Source organism: Candidatus Edwardsbacteria bacterium, assembly GCA_031082425.1.
Lineage (GTDB): Bacteria > Edwardsbacteria > AC1 > AC1 > EtOH8 > UBA2226.
The window spans coordinates 185,971-207,311 of the sequence record JAVHLB010000005.1 but is presented as its reverse complement, the minus strand read 5'-3'; the positions used below and the strand labels follow the sequence as shown (position 1 = coordinate 207,311).

The window sequence follows — 21,341 nt, the reverse complement described above, 5'->3', positions numbered from 1 at the left end:
CGCAGGATCTCCCGGCCCTGTTGACAGGGGCCGGGATTTTCATGCTGGCTATTATCAGGTTTTGCGAAGCCCTTTTTCAGGGATATCCCTATGGCAGAATCCCCCGGCATATTTTAAACTGTAGCCAGTGATCAACAAACCATCAAAACGATAAGGAGCAAAATATGTTCGATACTGGCAATACCGGGTTCATGCTGGTGGCCACCAGTCTGGTCATGTTGATGACCCCCGGACTGGCATTCTTTTACGGCGGTCTGGTGGGCCGCAAGAACGTGCTGGCGATCATGCTTCAGAGTTTTGTGTCCATGGGGTGGACCTCGGTCCTGTGGTTCGCTTTCGGTTATTCCATGTGCTTTTCCGGCACCATGGCCGGGGGAACCGATATCGCGGGGATAATCGGCAATTTCAACATGGCCTTCTTCAAGGGGATCGACGTCATGACCCCTCTGGCCGGAAACAACATCCCGCTGTTCGTCTTCATTGCCTACCAGATGATGTTTGCCATCATCACCCCGGCGCTGATAACCGGGGCTTTTACCAATCGCATCCGTTTCGTTCCTTACCTGATGTTCCTGACGGTCTGGCTGATTTTCGTTTATTTCCCGATGGTCCATATGATCTGGGGCGGCGGCCTTCTGCAAAGCTGGGGGGTGCTGGATTTCGCCGGCGGAATAGTGGTGCATGCCATAGCCGGGATGGCGGCCCTGGCCTCGGTGTTCTACGTGGGGCGCCGCCGGGTGGCCGAGCGCGGCCCTCACAGCATCCCGCTGGTGGCCCTGGGAACCGGCCTGCTGTGGTTCGGATGGTACGGCTTCAACGCCGGAAGCGAATTGCGGGTGGATCAGATCACTTCGCTGGCTTTTTTGAACACCGATACCGCCGCGTCATTCGCCGCCATCACCTGGCTGATAATGGCCTGGATCTTTGAAAAGAAACCGAAGCTCTTGGGTCTGCTGACCGGATCGATCGCCGGGCTGGCCACCATAACCCCGGCCGCCGGCTATGTCACCGTCCAGACAGCAGCCATGATAGGCATCATTGCCGGGATGGTATGCTACGGCGCCATAAACCTTAAAAACAAGCTGGGCTGGGATGATTCCCTGGATGTCTGGGGGGTTCACGGCGTCGGCGGGACCATCGGTGTCCTCCTGCTGGGATTGTTCGCCACCACTACGGTTAATGCCAACGGGGCCAACGGATGGTTCTACGGCAATCCCGGGTTTTTTGTCAAGCAGACCGTGGCCGTGGTGGGCGCTTCGATATATGCTTTTCTTTTCTCCTACTTGGCATTGATCGTCATCAACAAGTTTTCACCGGTTAGAACCACCGAGGCCGAAGAGATGAACGGCCTTGATGCCAGTTTGCATGGCGAGGAAGCATACATTCACGATTAATAAACGAATTCTTCGGTTATTTAAAGAGGTTGTTAAGGCAGCCTCTTTTTTATTTCCCTTGAAAATCCTGTTCAATTCTGATACAATAAAAGGGCCTTGTTTACCGTCAATTAAAATCATCAATATATAATTTCAGGAGGTCCACTATGCCAGAAATCAGGGTCGATGAGACCCGCTGCAAAGGATGTGAACTATGCACCAAGGCCTGTCCCAAAAGCTGCATAGAGATGTCCGATACCTTCAGCGTCACCGGTTATTACCCGGCCAAGCTGGCCAAAACTGAGTGCTGCATAGGCTGCGGCCTGTGCGCCCAGATATGCCCCGATCTGGCCATCGCCGTGTGGAAGTGAAGCGTTGAAAATCCTTACCCACACCGTCTTTGTTAAAGTAAAACTTTTAGGAGAAAATAAATGGGTGAAAAGATCTTAATGAAGGGCAATGAAGCCCTGGCCGAGGGCGCGGTCCTGGCCGGGTGCCGCTTCTTTTCCGGGTATCCCATCACTCCGCAGAACGAGGTGCCGGAGTATATGTCCTGGCGCCTTCCCGAAGCGGGCGGGACATTTGTCCAGGCCGAATCCGAGGTGTCGGCCATCAATATGATCTACGGAGCTGCGGCCACCGGGATCCGCACCATGACCTCGTCCTCCAGCCCGGGCATCAGCCTCAAACAGGAGGGGATCTCCTACTGCGCCGGGGCCGACCTGCCGATATTCTTCGCCAACGTGGTCCGGGGAGGCCCGGGGCTGGGCAACATCGCCGCCTCCCAGGGCGACTACTATCAGTCGGTCAAGGGCGGCGGACACGGCGATTACCACACCATCGTGCTGGCCCCCAACTCGGTGGACGAGATGGGCAATTTCCCCAAGAAATGCTACGAACTGGCCGAAAAATACCGGATGCCGGCCATGATCCTGGCCGATGGCATCCTGGGGCAGATGATGGAACCAGTGGAATTCAAATTCACGCCGGTGGATCCGTCAACCTTAAAGAAACCCGATTGGTCCCTGGGCAACGCCGCCGGAAGAAAGAAGAGGATCGTCCGTTCCTACGATCTCCGGGAGGGGGAATTGGAGAAGATGAACTGGGCCCGGGCCAAAAAATTCCAGGAGATCGAGGACCGCGAGGTCCAGTTCGAGGAAAAGAACATCCAGGACGCCCGGCTGGTGCTGGTGGCCTACGGCACCTCCTCCCGCATTGCCGCAGCCGCCATGAAGATGGCCCGCGACAAGGGGCTCAAGGTCGGGCTGTTCCGGCCCATCACCCTGTGGCCGTTCCCCAAGAAACAGCTGGCCAAATTGGCCCAACGGGTGGAGAATTTCCTGGTGGTGGAAATGAGCCAGGGACAGTTCGTGGACGATGTTCGTCTGGCCGTCAATGGAACTGCCCAGGTCGATCTCTACGCCCGGCCGGCCGGGATCCCCTCGGGCGAGGAAGTGTTCGCCGTGGTGGAGAAGCTTTACAGGAGCATCAAGCCGACGCTGACGGCTAAAAAAGCTGAAAAGACCAAACCGGCCCAAAAGGCCAAAACCCCCAAGAAGGCCAGGCCGACAAAGAAGCCCAAGCCGGTTAAAAAAGCCAAAGCAATCAATAAGAAAACGGTGAAAATAAAGACTGCCAAAAAATCGACCAAGAAAGGAGGGCGTAGATAATGGAGCTTGTCAATAAAAAGCCATCCAGCCTGGTCGACATTAAAATGCATTACTGCCCGGGCTGCGGCCACGGGATAGTGCATAGGCTGATCGCCGAAGTGATGGACGAACTGGGTATCCGGGAAAGGACCGTAGGGGTGGCCCCGGTGGGCTGCGCGGTGTTCTCCGACGATTATTTCAACTGCGACATGATCCAGGGGCCGCATGGCCGCGGCCCGGCCATCGCCACCGGCATCAAACGCTCCCAGCCCGGCTGCATCGTGTTCTCCTACCAGGGGGACGGCGATCTGGCCTCCATCGGAATGGCCGAAACGGTCCATTCGGCGGCCCGCTCCGAGAACATCACCATAATCTTCATCAACAACGCCATCTACGGCATGACCGGCGGACAGATGGCCCCCACCACTCTGGTGGGCCAGACGGCCACCACCTGTCCCAAGGGGCGCGATCCCAAGGTCAACGGCTACCCTATCAAGGTCTGCGAACTGCTGTCCCAGCTGGAGGGAGCCAGATATCTTGAGCGGACCGCGGTCAGCAGCGCCCAGGGAGTGATCAAGACCAAGAAGGCCATCAAAAAGGCCTTTCAGAATCAGGTCGAGGGAAAAGGCTTTTCGCTGGTGGAGATACTGTCCATGTGCCCCACCAACTGGGGAATGACCTCCCTGCAGGGAGCAAAATTTGTGGACGAGAAGATGATGCCGTTGTATCCGCTGGGCGTGTTCCGCTCCACGGAGCAGGAAGGAGGGCAGAAATAATGTATCAAGGAATTAGAATCTCCGGTTTCGGCGGACAGGGCGTGATCTCGGCCGGCATCCTGCTGGCCCAGGCCGGCCTGCTGGAGAGCAAGAACGTCTCCTGGTTCCCGGCCTACGGGGCCGAGATGCGCGGCGGCACCGCCAATTGCTCGGTGGTCATCGCCTCCGAAGAGGTTTCCAGCCCGGTGGTCTCCCGCCCCGACACCGTCATCGTGATGAACGAACCGTCCCTGGCCAAGTTCGAGCCGTTGATAAAACCCGGCGGATTGCTGATCATCAACAGTTCGCTGGTAAATTCCCGGCCCAAACGGTCCGACATCAAGGTGGCCTACGTGCCCTGCAACAAGATCGCCGAGGAGATCGGCACCACCAAGATCGCCAACATGGTGGCCCTGGGGGCCTATGCCGGGCTGACCGGAGCATTATCGGTCGAATCCATTGCCAAGGCCCTGGGCAAGGTCTTCAAGCGGGCCAAACCGGAGATGTTGGAGCTTAATATCAAGGCCCTTAAAAAGGGCGCGGAAACAAGGATATAAGGAAATTTCAAGAACAAGCGGGTTTTATCAACCCGCTTGTTCTGCAATACCCCTAAAATGAAATTATCAAGATTCAAAGACAATATCATTCTTACCATTTCCGATGCTACAGCCGTCCGGCAGGGCTGCAGTTTTTATCCTTTTTCCGTTCATAACCGGCGGACCGAGGTCCTGGCCAAGACCGGTGATTGGAATGAGGCAGAGTCCCAGTATTCAAAGATACTTGAGATGGTGCGGAGAGCCGGCACCGGAGATATGATAGCCGAGATAACAAACCACTTGGGATTTCTGCTGATGCAGAGGGGCCGGTTCCAGGAGGCTTTGCCTTTATATCAGGAGTCCCTGGATATAAGCGAGAAAGAAGGATACCGGCACCAGGTCTGTACTACCATGGGAAACCTGGGAAACCTCTACCGCAACACCGGAGATTACCAAAAGGCCGGCCGGTTTTTCGACCAAGCCCTGCATCAAGCCAGGCAGCTTGGTGACCGGCAGTCGATGAGCATCATCCAGGGCAACATGGGCCTGATGTACTGGTATATGGGAGAGCATGACAGGGCCATGGAGTGCAATGAGCAGAAGATGAAGATCGATCTGGAGGATAACAATCTGCAGTTGATCGGCACCGATTATGCTAACCTGGGAGGCATCCATTTCTCCAGGGGCGATTATGACCTGGCGGAGGAATGCTACCAAAAGCAGATAACCATTGCCAAACAGATCGGCGATAAATACTCGCTTAGGGTGGGCCTCAACAACCTGGCCGCCATATACGACCACCGAGAGGATTACGAAAAAGCCCTAGCCTGCTATTACCAAAGCCTGGATATCGCCAGGGAGATGGGGAACTTGGGCGGCGAGAGGGTGGTGAACAACAACATCGGAAAGGTCCTTTCGTACCGGGGGGATTTCGGCCAGGCCCTGTCCCTGGTCGGCAAGAGCCTGGATATAGCCCGCCAGATGGGCGACCGCAGGGGAGAGGCGATAGTCTGTTTTACCAGGGGAAATATTCTGGCAGATAAAGGGGAGTACCGGCTTGCAATGGATGATTACACCGCAGCCAGGAATATGTTCGAGGAACTTTTGGTCAAGGAATACCTGTGCGAATGCCTGGGGGATATGGCCAAGTCTACCCTGGCCCTGGGCGAGAAAGCACTAGCCATGGAATATGTCAGCCAGGCACGCCAGCTGGCCGAATCTATGAACCGCCAGGAATACCTGGCCGGACTGTCCAAAACCGAAGCCGAGATACGCCTGGCTACGGGAGAAATGTCCCGGGAAGACTATGAGTCGGCATTAGAGCCGCTGGTCAAGGCAGCTTCCATCAAGATACAGGCCGAGATGCTTTATCGGCTGTACCGGGTGACAGGGAAAAACAGGTATGGAAAGGAAGCCAAGGGCATCATTCTTTCCCGTCCCGGCTGGCAGTTCCGGAAGGATTACCGGGAGTGGATGAAGGAACTGGAAAGCATTTCATTGGAATAATGTCGGAAAGGATCAAATGATGAACGAAAACAAGCTGCAGAGGGAACAGATCATCAAGACCGTGGTTGACGCCCTGGAACCGTTGAATTATGTCCACACCCTGTGGCAGGGCGGGGCGGCGGCCTTCGGCCGGGTGGACCAGTGGAGCGACATAGACTTCATGGTCATCGCCGACCGGGAAGCCATAACAAAGGTCTTTGAGGCTGTCGAATCTGCATGGGATAAGATGATCGGCATCGAAAAAACATTTGAAGTGCCGCAGCCCACTTCCCACGGGTTCTTTCAGAAATTCTACAGGTTGAAGAATACCAGCCCCTTCCTATTGATCGATTTTGCCGTGGGGGACCTTGATAAGCCTGACAAGTTCCTGGAGCCGGAGATCCACGGCAATCCCATCGTCCATTTCGACCGGAAGAACATAATCGCCTCCCAGCCGCTGGACAGGGAAAAATTCCGGAAGAATATGATGTTGGTCCTGGAACGCAACAAGGCCAAGATGGATATCTTTGAATTGTTCTTCGACAAGGAATTCAACCGGGGGAATTACGTGGACGCTTTCGATTTTTATTACAACTTCGCCCTGGGCGGACTGCTGGCGGTCCTGCGGATGAAGCATTCACCATATCATTACACCTTCAGGACAAAATATATCAATTACGACCTGCCGCCTGAAGTGGTGAAAAGGCTGGAGGACCTCTGTTTTGTAAAAGACCCGGAGGATATGAAAATAAAGTATCGACAGGTAAGGGATTGGTTCCAATCGGCCATTAAGGAAGTGAAATAATAAAAACGGGCGCTGATTTCAGCGCCCGTTTTCTGTTCGCCCCCGGAGTTACCTCCGGCCCTTGCCGGATTTCTTGTTATCTTTGTCTTTCTTGTCCTGGTCGTCCTTCAGGTTCTGCTTTTCTGCCTTGTTATCCTTCTTCATCTCTTTTTTGTCCTGCTTCTTCTCCCAGCGCTTCTCCTTTTCCCACTGCTTCCAGTTCTTCTTGACTTCATTGTATTTGAAGCCGGAATGGTCTATGGCCATCTTGCGCCACTGGGGGGAGAGTTTGAAGAACGGGGCCGGGACATACTTGTCCTTGCGGTATTTCCAGGGACCGTTGTAATGGTGGGCCCGGTACCAGCGGTTATGGTGAAACCGCCACCAGTATCCGCCGTAGTAGAAGAAGTCATGCTCGTAGCCGTAGATGAAATAGATGTAGGTCCCGGGTATCACCGCCATCACCGGTTCGTCCTTGATCTGAACCAAAGGCAGGTTAATGTTGATCTTGACGTCGGTATCGGCCAGCAAGCCAGGTGTCCCAAGAGAGCCAAGCAACAATAGGGCAATAAGGGCCAATTTTGTTTTCATTTCCGTTCTCCTTTCAATTTATAATGATAGCCAGCGAATATGCTTTTGTCAAGCTTTTGTTTAATAAATATTAGAGTACTTGGCCGGGAATCAGGTTCCGGGGCTACCCTTAATAATAAGGCTAACTTTATTGTTTGACATAGCTTGCAAAATCTGTTAAATTTACGACATGACGATGAATCTGCCCAATATCCTCACCCTGAGCCGGCTGATTATCAGTCCGGTCTTCATGGCCCTGCTGCTGGTGGACAATGTCTATTCCCGGCTGGGAGCCCTGGCCCTTTTCATCCTGGCTTCGGTCACCGACCTGCTGGACGGATATCTGGCCCGCAAGAACGGCCAGCAGACCGATTTCGGGAAGTTCATGGATCCGGTGGCCGACAAGTTCCTGATCGCCCTGGCCCTGATCTCGTTCGTGGCGCTGAAGTCGGCCAGCACCTGGATGGTGATGGTCATAATAGGGCGGGAGTTCCTGATAATGGGCCTGAGAACCCTGGTGGCCTACCGCCGCGAGGTTATGGAATCAAGCTTTTTGGCCAAGGCCAAAACTTTCTGCCAGATGGCCTCGGTGTTCGGGATCCTGCTGTACATCTGTCTGAACGATTGCGTGGATGCCGGTTTCTTAAGCCTCTCATGGCAGTTCCTGGCCGATTTGAAATTCTCCTTCGATGCCCTGCTGTTCCTGGCCATGCTTTTAACCCTGCTGTCCGGGGTGGATTATGTGATCAAGAACCGCTGGCTGATCCTGGGGCTTTTCAAGGACAATATGTAGAAAAATGATAAAAACAAAAGATAAAATCGCTTTGATATTGGCCTCCGGTTTCGGCTCGGGTTATTCCCCGGTGGCTCCGGGCACCGCCGGGAGCCTGCTGGCTCTGGTCATCTGGTGGCTGGTGCCGCCTTTTTTGTGGGTAAGGGCATCATTGCTGGTTCTGACCCTGCTCCTTGGGGTCTGGTCGGCCACCCGGGCCGAGAGAAAATGGGGGCACGACAACGGCAGGATAGTGATCGACGAGGTGGCCGGGATGTGGATATCCCTTTTATTCCTCCCCAAGTCAATCCTGATCTATTTGATAGCCTTTCTGCTATTCCGGACTATGGATATAATAAAGCCGCTGGGGGCCAGGCAGATCCAAAAGCTTTCCGGCGGCTGGGGGGTGGTGGCCGACGATGTGCTGGCCGGGATCTACGCCAATCTGCTGGGGCAGATCGTGGTGATCCTATTCTGGCCGGCATATTATGTACCCTTGCTAACAATTAAATCCATGTTATTTTGGTTGCATGGTTCATGAAAGCCTCCATTATCACTATAGGCAACGAGATCCTGTCCGGAATGACCCTCGATACCAATTCGTCATATCTTGCCAGGGAGTTGGGAACGATAGGCATCCCGGTGGTTCTCAAAATATCCGTCGGCGACCGGGGCGAAGACATCCTGCGGGCCTTCAAACAGGCATTGGCTGAAACCAATATCGTCCTGTGCACCGGCGGGCTGGGGCCGACCAGCGATGATATCACCAAAAAGGTCGCGGCCAAGCTTTTTGACTCAAAGCTTAAGCTCGATAAAAAGACCTTGGATCACATCCGGTCCCGCTTTGCCAAGCGGGGAATAGAGATGCCGGCCTGCAACCGGGGGCAGGCCATGGTGCCGGACAGGGCCGCAGTTCTGTTCAACCCCGAAGGCACCGCCCCGGGTTTGTTGTTCAAAAGAGGGAAAAAGATATTGGTCCTGATGCCCGGCGTGCCCCGCGAGATGAAAGCCATCTTTGTCGGATATTTAAAGGAACGGCTGGGGGCCTTGAGCCGTGGGATGAAGATCATTATGCTGACCATGAGGACCACCGGAATATCCGAGTCGGCCATAGCGGAGAAACTGGACCAGTTCGAGAAGGGCCTGGTCAAAGGAATTTTAGCCTACCTGCCGACCCACTTAGGGGTCGATTTGAGGCTGACTGTATCCGGAAAAGACTCAAATCTGCTGAATACAAGGCTGATCGAGTTGTCTAGTCATATCCGCCGGCTTTTGGGTGATGTGATCTACGGGCATGATGAGGAGACCATGGAGCAGGCGGTCGGCCTCCTGCTGAAGGAAAAGAAGCTGACCCTGACCACCGCCGAATCATGCTCCGGCGGGTTGATCGCCGACCGGATCACCGATATTTCCGGGTCATCCGATTATTTTCTGGGTTCGGTCATCGCCTACAGCAATGTTCTCAAGGGAAAAATGCTGGGGGTAAAATCGCAGACCCTGCGTTTGCACGGCGCGGTCAGCCGGGAGACGGCGCTCGAGATGGCCAGCGGGGTGCGGGGCCGGCTGGGCAGCGACTTGGGTCTGGCCGTAACCGGCATAGCCGGGCCGGCCGGAGGGACCGACAAAAAACCGGTGGGTTTGGTGTTTATGGCAGTGGCCGGTCCCAAAGGGACGGTGGTTGAGGAACGAAGGTTCCTGGGGCAGCGACGGCATATCAAGGAATCGTCCGCCCAGGCGGCTCTGAACATGCTGAGAATGTATCTCCTCAAATGTTAAACTGGATTCCCGCATATGCGGGAATGACGTCAATAAAAAAATGATTGAGAGAAAATAATGGAGGGTAAATGCCCAAAGAGATAAGCATATCGCATCTGGTCAAATCCGAGGACCTGAACCATCACGGCACCCTATTCGCCGGGAGGATGGCCGAATGGATGGTGGAGGGATGCTTCATCGCCGCCTCCAAGCTGGTGGGAAAGCCGGAGGACGTGGTCTGCGTCCAGATCCACGGCATGACCTTCCACCGTTCAGCCACCAAGGGAGATATCATCGAATTGCGGTCCAAGGTGGCCTGCCTGGGCAGCAAGAGCATCACGGTCTGGGGCAAGGTGCTGGTCAATGAGAGTGTCCAGCCGGCCGTTACCGGGATGGCCACCTTCGTGACGGTCGATAAGCAGGGCCAGCCCTATGCCCACGGGCTGTCGTTATCTGAGGAATATATTCAGCAGAACACAGAAATATACGAATTGGCCATGAGGATGAAAACCAGGAATTAGACAACATTCCCTCTCCCACTGGGGGAGATGCCGGGAGGGGTCAAACCGTGGATCCCCGATTTCTCGGGAATGACAGGCGCATATGAATATAAGCAAAACAATCCGCTGTTTTATAGCCTTGGAACTGCCGCCCGATATTCGATCCATTTTGGGGGAAATCATCGGGCAGTTGAAATCTTCCGGGGCCGATGTCAAATGGGTGGACCCGGCCAATATCCATTTGACCCTTATATTCCTGGGCGAGATCCCGGAGGCCAATGTCCTGCGGGCTGGGCTGGCGCTCAATGTGCTGAAGGGGAAATTTAAGGCGATTGATTCGGGCCTGGGCGGGCTGGGGGCCTTCCCCTCGGTGGACAGGCCCAAGGTGATCTGGGCTGGGCTGTCGCAGGGCGCGGAAGAGATAAAAGAAATTTATCGCCAGGTGGAAAAACTGACGGCCGATATCTCCCAGGAGGAGAAGGCCCGGGAGTTCAGCCCGCATCTGACACTGGGCCGGGTGCGTTCGAACAAGAACCTCATGCAATTGAAGGAAGCGGTGAAACAGGCCAATATTCTAAAAAAAGGTTTTGAGATAAACCGTCTTGTCTTGATGAAAAGCACCTTGACCCGGGAGGGGGCTATATATACTGAGCTGAATGGGATAGAGTTGAATTAAATAAGGGAGAAAGAGATGAGTAAAAGGGATATCCTTGAGCTGGCCATTAGGATAATTGGCCTTTGGCTTATTTCAAATATTGTGATCTATATGCCTGGCATGATAAGCTTGTTTGTATTAACTCCGCCAGAATTTATATCTGAAACAAACCGCGAATTGACGAAAATACTCTCTGGTTTATATGCAATAGGTTCAACCACATTTGCATTATTTTTGTTTTATCATGCATCTAAAATAGCAAGCAAATTTTATCCTGAAAAAGAAGATGTTGCGAGTGTATTAGTAACCAAAGATAAAAAAGATTTGTTTAAGTATAGTTTGAAAATCATGGGTGCTTATTTAACGGTTACAAATATTACTTCAATATTGCAAGCTTTGCCGACGATATTAAGAGCAGGAACGATATTTGATTTTTTAATACTATACCTTCTTCCTCCGTTAATAGGTTTTGCCTTGGGTATCTACCTACTAATAAGCGGAGAAGTATTTGTTAAATTGGCATATAGAGACAATAAAGCTACCATTGCTAAACCACAAGATTAATGTTAAAATCATAAGTTGCGCAATATTAAACTGACCATAGAGTACGACGGGACTGATTTTGCCGGGTGGCAGTTCCAGCCCGGCCAGCGGACGGTTCAGGGCCTGTTGGAGGAAAAGCTTTCCTCCATGCTGGAGGAGAAGATCTCCGTCCTCGGCTCCGGGCGGACCGATGCCGGGGTTCACGCCGCAGGGCAGGTGGCCAATTTCAAGACCTCCCGCGACATTCCCTTAAAGGCCTTTGACGAAGGTCTGAACTCCCTGCTTCCCCGCGATGTGGCCATCATCAAGGCCGAGGAGGTGGCTGAAAATTTCCACGCCCGCTTCGATGCCCAGAGCCGGCGCTACCAGTACCAGATGATCTTCCGGCGCTCACCGCTGTGGGAGCGCTACGCCTGGCGGATGACATATAGGGCTGATCCGGCCATCCTGCAAGATCTGGCGGGGCAGATACTGGGGCAGCACGATTTCACCGCCTTTGCCTCGGCCCAGGCCGAGGTCAACAACTTCATCTGCCGGGTGGAGAAGGCCGGGTGGAGCTTTGCCGACGACAGGTGGACCTTCGAGATCAGGGCCAATCGTTTTTTGCACAACATGGTCCGCATACTGGTCGGAACGATGATAGACATGGCCCGCGGGCAGATGGATCACAAAGATCTCTCCAATATCCTGGTTGCCAAGGACCGGACCCTGGCCGGCAAGACCGCTCCGGCCTGCGGCCTGTGCTTGATGGAGGTATATTACTGATGCAGGTGTTCATCAATGAATCGGCCTTTTGGGGCCTGCTGGTCTCGGCCATCGAGGTCTACAAAAAGGAATCGTACGGGCTGCTGCTGGGCCACCGGGACGGCGACATGTTCATGGTGGTCAACGCCATCGCCTGCCAGAAGGCCGAGCGGCACGCCACCTGGGTCAAGGCCAGGGACAAATCGTACGCCCGGATAGTGAATTTTTTCGAGAATCTGCCAAATCTGTACATCGTGGGCGATTTCCATTCCCATCCCCGGCACAACACCGCGCTGAGCGAGGACGATCTTTACGGCATGAGCCCGGGACATGTCTACATCGTGATGGAGATCAAGGACAAGGCCAAGGATAAATACTGGAGCTACAACGAGGACGGCACCCTGTCCGGCACCACCGACAACTGGTTCATCAAGATAGCCGCCTATTACATCGACCCCGATTCCTACAAACACCGGATGGCCGACGTGCTGTGCCCCTTCGCCATCGGTTTCAACATCAAACCCAGGACACCATCGAGATGATAGAAAAAAAGCTTATAAAGATCGAAGAGCGCTACCGGGAACTGGAAAAACTGATCAGCGATCCGGCCATCATATCCGATCAGCAGAAATACCGAGACTTTTCCCGTGAGTATCGTCAGGCTGCACCGATAATCGCCAAGTATAACGAGTATCGGGATACTTCCAAACAGCTGGAGGATGACCGGGCTCTGGCGGCCGAGGGCGGCGACAAGGAGCTGACGGAGATGGCCCAGGCCGAGATCCCGGAACTGGAGGCCAGGCACAAAAATCTTACCGAGGAGCTGAAAAAACTGCTGGTGCCCAAGGACCCCAGCGATTTCAAGAACGCCATCATCGAGATCCGGGCCGGGACCGGCGGCGAGGAGGCTGCCATATTCGCCGGTGACCTTTACCGGATGTACGTCCGGTATGCCGAGCGCAAGGGATTCAAGATAGAAATCATGAATTCCAATCCCACCCAGCTGGGCGGCTTCAAGGAAGTGATCTTCACCGTGCAGGGCGAGGGAACCTACGGGCATTATAAATACGAAAGCGGGGTGCACCGGGTCCAAAGGGTGCCGCGCACCGAAGCCTCGGGCCGGCTGCACACTTCGGCGGCCACCGTGGCGGTCCTGCCCGAGGCCGAGGAGGTTGATCTGCAGATAAATGCCAGCGACCTGAGGGTGGACACCTTCTGCTCCTCCGGGGCCGGCGGGCAGTGCGTCAACACCACCTACTCGGCGGTGCGGATCACCCACCTCCCCAGCGGACTGGTGGTCTCCTGCCAGGATGAGCGTTCCCAGATCAAGAACCGGGCCAAGGCCATGACCGTGCTGCGTTCCCGCCTGCTGGAAAAGATGGAAGAAGAGCGGAATGCCAAGCTGGCCAAAGAGAGAAAATCGCAGGTGAAGTCCGGCGATCGCAGCGAAAAGATCCGCACCTACAACTTCCCCCAGAACCGGGTGACCGACCACCGCATCGGGCTGACCCTCTACAACCTGGACGGGGTGATGGACGGACAGATAGACGAGATCATCAACGGCCTGACCAATGCCGAGCAGGCCGAGGTGCTGGAAGTGGCGGAGGAGGATTGATCCGACAAACAAAATCAGAAGACGGTCGCAGATGACCATCGGCGAACTTTTAAATTACGGTTTCGACCGCCTCTCACAGGCTGACATCCCTGACGCGGTCTTGGAAGCCGAACTGTTGCTGGAATACGCCGTGGGCAAGGAGCGGGTTTATCTTCATTTAAACCGCAATCAGAATGTATCCGAAGCCGTTCAGGAAAAATACCGTTCTAATGTCACTGACCGTTGCCAGCGGAGGCCCCTGCAGTATATCATCGGCCAGACCGAATTTTACGGTCTGAAATTCCAGTCCGACAAGCGGGCCCTTATCCCCCGGCCCGAGACCGAGATCCTGGTGGAGGAGGTGCTGGAACACTGGCAGCCGGGGTTTCTTTCCATTTTGGATATCGGAACAGGCAGTGGCATCATCGCCATTGCTTTGGCAAAGCATCTGGCTTCGGCCATGGTAACAGCCACCGATTATAGCCCGGAGGCTCTGGACCTGGCCCAAGAGAATATCAAGCTTCACGGTCTGGAAAGCAGGGTGTCTTTGGTGCAGGCCGATCTTTTCCCCGAGGGAAACGAAAAGTTTGACTGCATAGTGTCCAACCCGCCATATATCCCATCCGGCCAGGTAGCCGGACTCCAGCCCGAGGTCAGTCTTTGTGAACCGGCCATGTCCCTGGACGGAGGGCCCGACGGGCTGGAATTCTACCGCCGGATAGCCGGAGATGTGGCCGACCGTCTCAATCATCCGGGGTTTGTCGCCCTGGAGGTCGGAATGGGGCAGGCGGAACTGGTGTCCCAGATGATGAGCCGGGCGCTTCCGGCCTCCGAAATATTCATCAAAAAAGATCTGGCCGGGATAGATAGGGTGGTGCTGTTGAAAATGCATTAACCCCAAGGGATAAAATGTCTTGACAATAGTAATATTTTACAGTATCATTATTTTTTATCGTCAATAATCCATAAATAACAACCAATTTCGGTCAGATGAGAATAGACAAGCATCCCATCCTGGAATTCAAAAAAGGGGCCAAGATAAAATTTTATTTCGAAGGGCAGCCGGTTGAAGGATACCAAGGAGAACCCATTGCCGCTGCTCTGCATGCCGCCGGGATCAAGGTGCTGCGCCACAGCGTAAAACTGGACAGACCCCGGGGCTTTTTTTGTGCGGTGGGCAAGTGCTCCTCCTGCCTGATGGAGGTGGATGGGGTGCCCAATGTCTTCTCCTGCGTCACCCCCATCCGCGAGGGCATGCAGGTCAGGCGCCAGAAGGGCCGGGGCCGGATCGCCATAAACTGAATCAATGCTACTCTACGGCTTTTAAGGATCCATGACAAATACAGACTTCCTTATCATCGGTGGCGGCCCGGCCGGGCTGATGGCGGCCCTGTCGGCCTCGGAGTTCGGCCTGGAACCGCTGATCATAGACGAGAACCAGGCCATCGGGGGCCAGCTGATCAAGCAGACCCACATGTTCTTCGGCTCCAAGGCCGAGCGGGCCGGAACCCGGGGTTTTGAGATCGGGCTGGAGCTGGAGCAGGAGATTGGTAAGCGTAGCATCCGGATAGAACGCCAGGCCTCGGCGGTGGGATATTATCCCGACGGGACGGTGGCGGTGCTGCAGAACGAAAAAGTGACACCGCTCAAGCCCAAGGCCGTTCTGGTGGCCACCGGAGCCTCGGAGAATTTCGTCTCCTTTCCCGGCAGCGACCTGCCCGGGGTCTACGGGGCCGGGGCGGTGCAGACCCTGATGAACGTCTACGGCATCAAACCGGGCCACCGCGTGCTGATGGTGGGCTCCGGCAACATCGGCCTTATCGTTTCCTACCAGCTGATGCAGGCCGGGGTTCAGGTAAAAGCCATCATCGAGGGCCTGCCCAAGATCGGGGGGTATCTGGTGCACGCCTCCAAGATCGCCCGGGCGGGGGTGCCCATTTTAACCCGCCACACCATCCTCAACGCTTTGGGGGAGGATATGGTCAGCGGGGCGGTGATATCAAAAATTGACGATAAATGGCAGACCATAGAGGGCACCCAGCAGACCCTGGAGGTGGACACCATCTGCCTGGCGGTGGGGCTTTCCCCCTTGACCGAACTTTTATGGCAGGCCGGCTGCCAGATGAACTATATTCCGGAACTGGGGGGCCAGGTGGCCTGGCACGACGATCTGATGATGACCACGGTTCCGGGCATCTTCACCGCCGGCGATGTCACCGGGATCGAGGAGGCCTCCACCGCCATGCTGGAGGGCGAGCTGGCCGGTTTGGGGGCGGTCAAATTTCTCAAGGGCGATTCAAAAGATCTCCAAAGCCGGATAAACGACACCGCCTGCCGTTTGGCTGGTCTGCGTGCCGGACCGTTCGGGCAGAAGGCCCGGGAGGGGAAGTGCAAGCTGGCGGAGTGCAAACGGTAATATCAAGCTTCAAGTGGAAAGTATAAAGTAATGCTCAGCGATAAACTCACCTCTTGCGGAATTGCCGACCAATCGGATATTCAGACCTCCTGGCCCTCCCAAGAAAGAATGAAGAAAGGGCCGGTGGTCATCGTGGAATGCTTTCAGGAGATACCCTGCAACCCCTGCGAGACCAGCTGCCCCCGCCAGGCCATATCGGTGGGCGATAATATCAACGCCCTGCCCCAGGTGGATCACCACAAATGCAACGGCTGTACCGTCTGCGTCTCCCGTTGTCCCGGGCTGGCCATCTTCGTCATAGATGTTGCATATTCGGATGCCGAAAGCGCCGTCACCATGCCCTACGAGTTTCTGCCCCTGCCGGAGAAGGGCGACCTGGTAGCTGCCCTGGACCGTGAAGGAAAGGAATGCTGCCGGGCCAAAGTAATCAAAGTGGTGAACACCAAGGCCCAGGGGAAGACCCCGCTGGTGACCCTGGCGGTGCCCAAAGGCATGGAAACGGATGTAAGGTCCTTTAAACTGGCCTCCTGATGCCTCTTGCCACCAAGCCAAGCAGTGAATTGTAATATGTGAAGAGTGATCTTGTGTCTTAGTGCCTTGGTGTCGGATTTTGTAGAATATAAAATATAAACCCACAAATATAAAAGGGACGTTATGCCCAAGATCAAATACGCAATCCTGCTGATGTTGTTCCTGCTTCCGGCCCTGGCCCCGGCCCTGGAACCGCCGACCGATGTCAAGCTGACAGACGCTCCCAATGATGACGGCTCCATCGTGATCATGGAATGGCAACCATCCCCCTCGGAAAATGAGCCGGGGTTCATGGGCTACAATATCGAGCGGTCCATGCTGCCCAACGACTCCTTCCAGATGATCGCCTGGGTCCCCAAGGGGGCCGTCGAGCACGAGGACAATTCCGTCGAGGCCATCGGCCGGAACCATTATTATAAGGTGGTGGCCATCAACCAGAACGGCGACAGCGCCGTCAGCGCCGTAGCCGGGCCGATAGCCACCACCCAGAGCTGGTTCAACACCGGCAAGCTGAACACCCTGTTCGGCACCTTCCTTTTCATCGCCATCACCCTTTTGTACATCTACTGGGCCCGCAAGGGCAAGCTGTTCATCCGGCGCATCTCCGGACTGGATGCGGTGGAGGAGGCCATCGGCCGGGCCACCGAGATGGGGCGGCCGATACTTTACTGCAACGGCATCGGCCTGATAGATTCCATATCCACCGTGGCTTCCCTGAACATCCTGGGGCAGGTGGCCAAGAAGACCGCCGAGTACGACACCCCGCTGACCGTCCCCACCGCCGACCCGGTGGTGCATGCGGTGGCCCGGGAGATGGTCAAGGAGGGCTATAAGAGCGTGGGCCGTCCCGATCTGTTCAAGGAGGACTCGGTATACTTCATCACCCAGGACCAGATGGGATACGCCGCGGCCCTGGCCGGGATCATGGTCCGGGAGAAGCCGGCCACCAACTTCTTTATGGGTTATTATGCGGCCGAATCCCTGGTGCTGGCCGAATCGGGCGCCGCCACCGGGGCCATCCAGATAGCCGGGACCGACCAGATCTCCCAGCTGCCGTTCTTCATCACCGCCTGCGATTACACCCTGATCGGCGAGGAGCTGTATGCCGCCTCGGCCTACCTGTCCAAGGAGCCGCTGCTGGTGGGAAGCCTGAAGGGCCAGGATGCCTGCAAGCTGATCATCATCCTGTTCGTCCTGCTGGGAACCCTGGCGGCCCTGATCTTCCGCTCGGATCTCATTTATAGTTTATTCAGCATTCACTAAAAGGTAGAGGAATATGAAAAAAAATATACCCATGGCCATAGTCTTCGTGCTGGGGGTGGCCTTCATCATCCAGTTCTTCATTCCCAGCCGGCCCTCCCAGGTGGCCTTCAATACCATGATCGAATGGGACTTGATCATCTATGTTTTCGCATCGGTGATCGCGGTGGACAGCCTGGTGCGGCACCACATCCTGAAGATCTCCCGCAAGAGCCGGGGCTGGGGATACAGCCTGGTCTATCTGGGGGCGGCGGTGTTCATGATCCTGGCGGCGGTGTTCAGCGGCACCCGGGAGGGCAGCTTTTATATGAAGGTGTTCAATTACGCCCTGGCCCCCATGCAGGCCACCATGTTCGCCATCCTGGCCTTCTACATGGCCTCGGCCAGCTACCGGGCCTTCCGGGCCAAGTCCACCGAGGCCACCATGCTGCTGATCTCGGCCTTCATCGTGATGCTGGGGCTGATCCCGCAGGGGGCCGCCATTTGGAGCGGGCTGCCCAAACTCTCGGAGTGGCTGATGCTGGTGCCCAATATGGCCGCCAAACGGGGCATCACCTTCGGCATCGGGCTGGGCATCACCGCCACCTCCCTGAAGATCATCCTGGGCATCGAACGCAACTGGATGGGAGGGCACTGATATGCTGAAGTTTTTGGCCAAGTTCGGCAAGCTTGATCGCCGGATCGTATTCGCCCTGCTGCTGGCGGCCATCCTGATCCCGCTGCTGTTCAGCGTCAAATCACGCTTTTATGTGGATGCCGCCACCAGGAGCATCTATGATTATGTCGACCATATCGAGCCCAACGGCCGGCCCTTGATGATCTCCTTCGATTACGACCCCCAGGTGGCCGCCGAGCTGGATCCCATGGCCCGGGCGGTGCTGCGGCATTGTTTTGCCCGGGGGGTCAAAGTGGTCGGCCTGTCCCTGGCTCCGCAGGGCGACGCCATCGGGGAGGGAATCATGACCAAGGTGGCCGAGGAATACGGCAAGAAGAACGGGACCGACTACTGCTATTTTGGTTATCGTCCCGGCATGACCATCATCATGCTGCAGATGGGGGTCAACGTAAAAAAAGCCCTGCCCCTGGACTATTATCAGACACCCTACGACAGCCTGCCCATGATGCATAATATCCATAATTATGACGATATAGCCCTGGTCCTTTCTTTGGCCGGCTCAACCTATCCCTACAGCTGGATAATTTTTGCCGGTACCAAGTTCAAGGTAAAAATTGCCGCCGGACAGACGGCGGTGATGGCCCCGGACAATTACCCCTTCCTGCAGACCGGCCAGCTGGTGGGCCAGCTGGGAGGGATGAAGGGCGGGGCGGAGTACGAACAGCTGATAGTCGAGGCCGGTTATTATCATAAATCGGACATTGCCAGCAAGGCCATGAGCGCCATCGCCTATTCGCATTTGCTGATCATCCTGCTGATCATCCTGGGCAACATCGGATATTTCATCTCCAAAAAGATCGAACAGAAAAAGTGACCCGGCTACCATAGAAATATTTAAATCAAGGATATAAAAGATGAGCACAAATATCTGGGTATGGATAGCGGCCCTTTTAAGCCTGGCCATTTTCTCATATCTTTACAAGGATAACCCGGCCTTCAGATTCGCCGAACACCTTTTCACCGGCCTCTCGGTGGGTTATTTCATCGTTCTGTACTGGAACAATTACACCCTGCCCTACATAGTCACCCCCCTGGCCAACCATCGTTGGCTGACCCTGATCCCCATGGCCATCGGGATGATGTATTTTTTCCGCTTCATTCCCAAACTGAACCACCTGATACTGATCCCCATTGCCATCAGCCTGGGGTTCTGGAACGGCATGTCCATTCCGCTGACCTTTGAGGCGGACGTGCTCAAACAGATCCAGGGCACCATGGTCAACACCTCCATGCTCACCAACATCTGGGATCCCCAGAAGGGCCTGATGGTGGGCCTGCTGGTGATGGTGGGTGTCATCAGCACCATCACCTATTTCTACTTCTCCCGGGAGCACAAGGGGCCTATCAAGGTGACCGCCAATGTCGGCATCTGGTTCGTGATGATCGGCTTCGGAGCCACCTTCGGCTACACCGTCATGGCCCGGGTATCCCTGCTGATCGCCCGGATGCAGTTCCTGTTCACCGATTGGATACATTTGATAAAATAAGCCGGGCAAAGGGCATAAAGGATATAATTGTTTACAATCAGCTAAAACTATTAAACGGAGAAAATTGATGAGGCTTAAAATTACCGGGCTGTTGGTGTTATGTTGGGCGGCGGCCTTGGCCGCTTCACCAACCAGCCCGCCGGCATCCCAGGTCCCGTTGACGGCGGCGGCCATTGCCCCGCCGTCCGACATCAAGGCCGCCGACACTCCCAACGACGCCGGACATGCCATCACCGTTAGCTGGCAGGCGTCGCCGGACGAGGTCAGCAAAATGGTCGAGGGCTATGAGGTCCTGCGGTCGGAGACCCCGGAGGGGGGATTTATCAAGGTGGGTTATGTGCCATACGGTTTCACCAGTTATGACGACCAGGATGTCCCGGACAACGGGAAGGATTATTTCTACCAGATCAAGGCGGTGGGCCGGGAGAGCCAGGCCCTGAGCCTGGTGTCTGCTTCGGCCAGGTCTGCGGAGCAGTGGTTCAACACCATGCGCATCAATGCCCTGGTCAGCTGCATCCTGTTCACCATCATAGTGATCATATTCATCAGCCGGGCCAAGAGCGGCCAGAGCCTGTTCATCCGCCGCATCGCCGGGCTGGCGGCGGTGGAGGAGGCGGTGGGCCGGGCCACCGAGATGGGGCGCCCCATCCTTTACGTGCCGGGGCTGTCATCCATCTCCGACGTGGCCACCATCGCCGCCCTGAACATCCTGGGACAGGTGGCCAAGAAGACCGCCGAATACGACACCCCGCTGCTGGTGCCCAACCGCGACCCGGTGGTGTTCACCGTGGCCCAGGAGATCGTCAAGGAGGCCTACAACGAGATCGGGCGCCCCGACGCCTACAACCACGATTCGGTGTTCTACCTGACCGACAGCCAGATGGGCTTCGCCTCGGGGGTGGACGGGATCATGGCCCGGGAAAAGCCGGCCACCAATTTCTTCCTGGGCATGTTCTGGGCCGAATCCCTGATCCTGGCCGAGACCGGGGCCGAGACCGGGGCCATCCAGATCGCCGGGACCGATGCGGTGCACCAGCTGCCGTTCTTCATCACCGCCTGCGACTACACCCTGATCGGCGAGGAGCTGTACGCCGCCTCGGCCTACCTCTCCCGGGAACCGATGCTGCTGGGCACCCTCAAGGGCCAGGACTGGAGCAAGGCGGTCATCGTGATGCTGCTGATCGTGGGACTGGCCGTCTCGCTGATCAACCCCGGCATCCGGAACATCATCCTGCAAATGCTAAGGGTAGGTTAAG

26 protein-coding genes are annotated in these 21,341 nt (G+C 55.6%); 25 read left to right on the top strand and 1 reads right to left on the bottom strand.

The genetic code is table 11. The annotated features are described in order from the left end of the window. The first annotated feature begins 164 nt into the window (after positions 1–164). The 7 genes from RDU76_06945 to RDU76_06915 all read left to right on the top strand — a co-directional run bounded on the left by RDU76_06945 (position 165) and on the right by RDU76_06915 (position 6,603). On the top strand, positions 165–1,394 hold the full coding sequence (locus RDU76_06945; protein ID MDQ7798665.1) for an ammonium transporter: 1,230 nt from the start codon (positions 165–167) through the stop codon (positions 1,392–1,394). Positions 1,395–1,540: 146 nt separating this feature from the next. Continuing rightward, complete coding sequence (locus RDU76_06940) at positions 1,541–1,744, top strand: 4Fe-4S binding protein (GenBank protein ID MDQ7798664.1); 204 nt, start codon at positions 1,541–1,543, stop codon at positions 1,742–1,744. 60 nt (positions 1,745–1,804) lie between these two features. Continuing rightward, a complete protein-coding gene (locus RDU76_06935) occupies positions 1,805–3,043 on the top strand; it encodes a 3-methyl-2-oxobutanoate dehydrogenase subunit VorB (GenBank protein MDQ7798663.1) in 1,239 nt (412 codons plus the stop codon). Next, positions 3,043–3,798, top strand: a complete 756-nt coding sequence (locus RDU76_06930; GenBank protein MDQ7798662.1) for a thiamine pyrophosphate-dependent enzyme — start codon at positions 3,043–3,045, stop codon at positions 3,796–3,798. Before RDU76_06935 ends, RDU76_06930 begins: the two co-directional genes overlap by 1 nt. Then, positions 3,798–4,334, top strand: coding sequence for a 2-oxoacid:acceptor oxidoreductase family protein (locus tag RDU76_06925; protein MDQ7798661.1), 537 nt, complete (start codon positions 3,798–3,800; stop codon positions 4,332–4,334). Before RDU76_06930 ends, RDU76_06925 begins: the two co-directional genes overlap by 1 nt. Positions 4,335–4,391: 57 nt before the next feature. Continuing rightward, positions 4,392–5,819, top strand: coding sequence for a tetratricopeptide repeat protein (locus RDU76_06920; GenBank protein ID MDQ7798660.1), 1,428 nt, complete (start codon positions 4,392–4,394; stop codon positions 5,817–5,819). A gap of 16 nt (positions 5,820–5,835) precedes the next feature. Next, entirely contained in the window at positions 5,836–6,603 is a 768-nt protein-coding gene (locus RDU76_06915) for a hypothetical protein (protein ID MDQ7798659.1), read from the top strand. A gap of 48 nt (positions 6,604–6,651) precedes the next feature. On the opposite strand, the gene RDU76_06910 is transcribed toward RDU76_06915, so the two are convergent. Further along, positions 6,652–7,173, bottom strand: a complete 522-nt coding sequence (locus tag RDU76_06910) for a hypothetical protein (protein ID MDQ7798658.1) — start codon at positions 7,171–7,173, stop codon at positions 6,652–6,654. A 175-nt stretch (positions 7,174–7,348) separates the two neighbouring features. Here RDU76_06910 and pgsA point away from each other — a divergent pair, with 175 nt between their 5' ends. From pgsA to RDU76_06820, 18 genes are all read left to right on the top strand, one after another. Next, the gene (pgsA, locus tag RDU76_06905; GenBank protein MDQ7798657.1) at positions 7,349–7,945 is read left to right on the top strand and encodes a CDP-diacylglycerol--glycerol-3-phosphate 3-phosphatidyltransferase; all 597 of its coding nucleotides are present in this window, start codon (positions 7,349–7,351) and stop codon (positions 7,943–7,945) included. A gap of 4 nt (positions 7,946–7,949) precedes the next feature. Then, on the top strand, positions 7,950–8,465 hold the full coding sequence (locus tag RDU76_06900) for a phosphatidylglycerophosphatase A (GenBank protein ID MDQ7798656.1): 516 nt from the start codon (positions 7,950–7,952) through the stop codon (positions 8,463–8,465). After that, positions 8,462–9,700: a competence/damage-inducible protein A gene (locus RDU76_06895; protein MDQ7798655.1), complete on the top strand. Its 1,239-nt coding sequence runs from the start codon at positions 8,462–8,464 to the stop codon at positions 9,698–9,700. Before RDU76_06900 ends, RDU76_06895 begins: the two co-directional genes overlap by 4 nt. 68 nt (positions 9,701–9,768) lie before the next feature. Beyond that, positions 9,769–10,200, top strand: coding sequence for a hotdog domain-containing protein (locus RDU76_06890; GenBank protein ID MDQ7798654.1), 432 nt, complete (start codon positions 9,769–9,771; stop codon positions 10,198–10,200). A gap of 82 nt (positions 10,201–10,282) precedes the next feature. Further along, positions 10,283–10,855 (top strand): RNA 2',3'-cyclic phosphodiesterase, encoded by a 573-nt coding sequence (thpR, locus tag RDU76_06885; protein MDQ7798653.1) that lies wholly within the window; start codon positions 10,283–10,285, stop codon positions 10,853–10,855. A gap of 15 nt (positions 10,856–10,870) precedes the next feature. Beyond that, on the top strand, positions 10,871–11,398 hold the full coding sequence (locus tag RDU76_06880) for a hypothetical protein (GenBank protein MDQ7798652.1): 528 nt from the start codon (positions 10,871–10,873) through the stop codon (positions 11,396–11,398). A 15-nt stretch (positions 11,399–11,413) separates the two neighbouring features. Beyond that, positions 11,414–12,142: a tRNA pseudouridine(38-40) synthase TruA gene (gene truA / locus RDU76_06875; GenBank protein ID MDQ7798651.1), complete on the top strand. Its 729-nt coding sequence runs from the start codon at positions 11,414–11,416 to the stop codon at positions 12,140–12,142. After that, positions 12,142–12,663 (top strand): Mov34/MPN/PAD-1 family protein, encoded by a 522-nt coding sequence (locus RDU76_06870; GenBank protein ID MDQ7798650.1) that lies wholly within the window; start codon positions 12,142–12,144, stop codon positions 12,661–12,663. Before truA ends, RDU76_06870 begins: the two co-directional genes overlap by 1 nt. Next, positions 12,660–13,736 carry a peptide chain release factor 1 gene (prfA, locus tag RDU76_06865; protein MDQ7798649.1) on the top strand — a complete coding sequence of 359 codons (1,077 nt, stop codon included), beginning with the start codon at positions 12,660–12,662 and terminating at the stop codon, positions 13,734–13,736. The genes RDU76_06870 and prfA overlap by 4 nt, the downstream gene beginning before the upstream one ends. Before the next feature lie 31 nt (positions 13,737–13,767). Beyond that, a complete protein-coding gene (prmC, locus tag RDU76_06860; GenBank protein ID MDQ7798648.1) occupies positions 13,768–14,610 on the top strand; it encodes a peptide chain release factor N(5)-glutamine methyltransferase in 843 nt (280 codons plus the stop codon). Positions 14,611–14,705: 95 nt separating this feature from the next. Next, positions 14,706–15,017: a (2Fe-2S)-binding protein gene (locus tag RDU76_06855; GenBank protein MDQ7798647.1), complete on the top strand. Its 312-nt coding sequence runs from the start codon at positions 14,706–14,708 to the stop codon at positions 15,015–15,017. A 31-nt stretch (positions 15,018–15,048) separates the two neighbouring features. Beyond that, entirely contained in the window at positions 15,049–16,131 is a 1,083-nt protein-coding gene (locus RDU76_06850; protein MDQ7798646.1) for an FAD-dependent oxidoreductase, read from the top strand. Positions 16,132–16,239: 108 nt separating this feature from the next. After that, on the top strand, positions 16,240–16,662 hold the full coding sequence (locus RDU76_06845; GenBank protein MDQ7798645.1) for a 4Fe-4S binding protein: 423 nt from the start codon (positions 16,240–16,242) through the stop codon (positions 16,660–16,662). A gap of 123 nt (positions 16,663–16,785) precedes the next feature. Further along, the gene (locus tag RDU76_06840) at positions 16,786–17,925 is read left to right on the top strand and encodes a fibronectin type III domain-containing protein (protein MDQ7798644.1); all 1,140 of its coding nucleotides are present in this window, start codon (positions 16,786–16,788) and stop codon (positions 17,923–17,925) included. A gap of 13 nt (positions 17,926–17,938) precedes the next feature. Then, on the top strand, positions 17,939–18,559 hold the full coding sequence (locus RDU76_06835; protein ID MDQ7798643.1) for a hypothetical protein: 621 nt from the start codon (positions 17,939–17,941) through the stop codon (positions 18,557–18,559). 1 nt (position 18,560) lies between these two features. Beyond that, positions 18,561–19,412, top strand: a complete 852-nt coding sequence (locus RDU76_06830) for a hypothetical protein (GenBank protein ID MDQ7798642.1) — start codon at positions 18,561–18,563, stop codon at positions 19,410–19,412. A 40-nt stretch (positions 19,413–19,452) separates the two neighbouring features. Further along, entirely contained in the window at positions 19,453–20,085 is a 633-nt protein-coding gene (locus tag RDU76_06825; GenBank protein ID MDQ7798641.1) for a hypothetical protein, read from the top strand. Positions 20,086–20,152: 67 nt separating this feature from the next. Continuing rightward, positions 20,153–21,340, top strand: coding sequence for a fibronectin type III domain-containing protein (locus RDU76_06820; protein ID MDQ7798640.1), 1,188 nt, complete (start codon positions 20,153–20,155; stop codon positions 21,338–21,340). The last annotated feature ends 1 nt before the right edge of the window (position 21,341 follow it).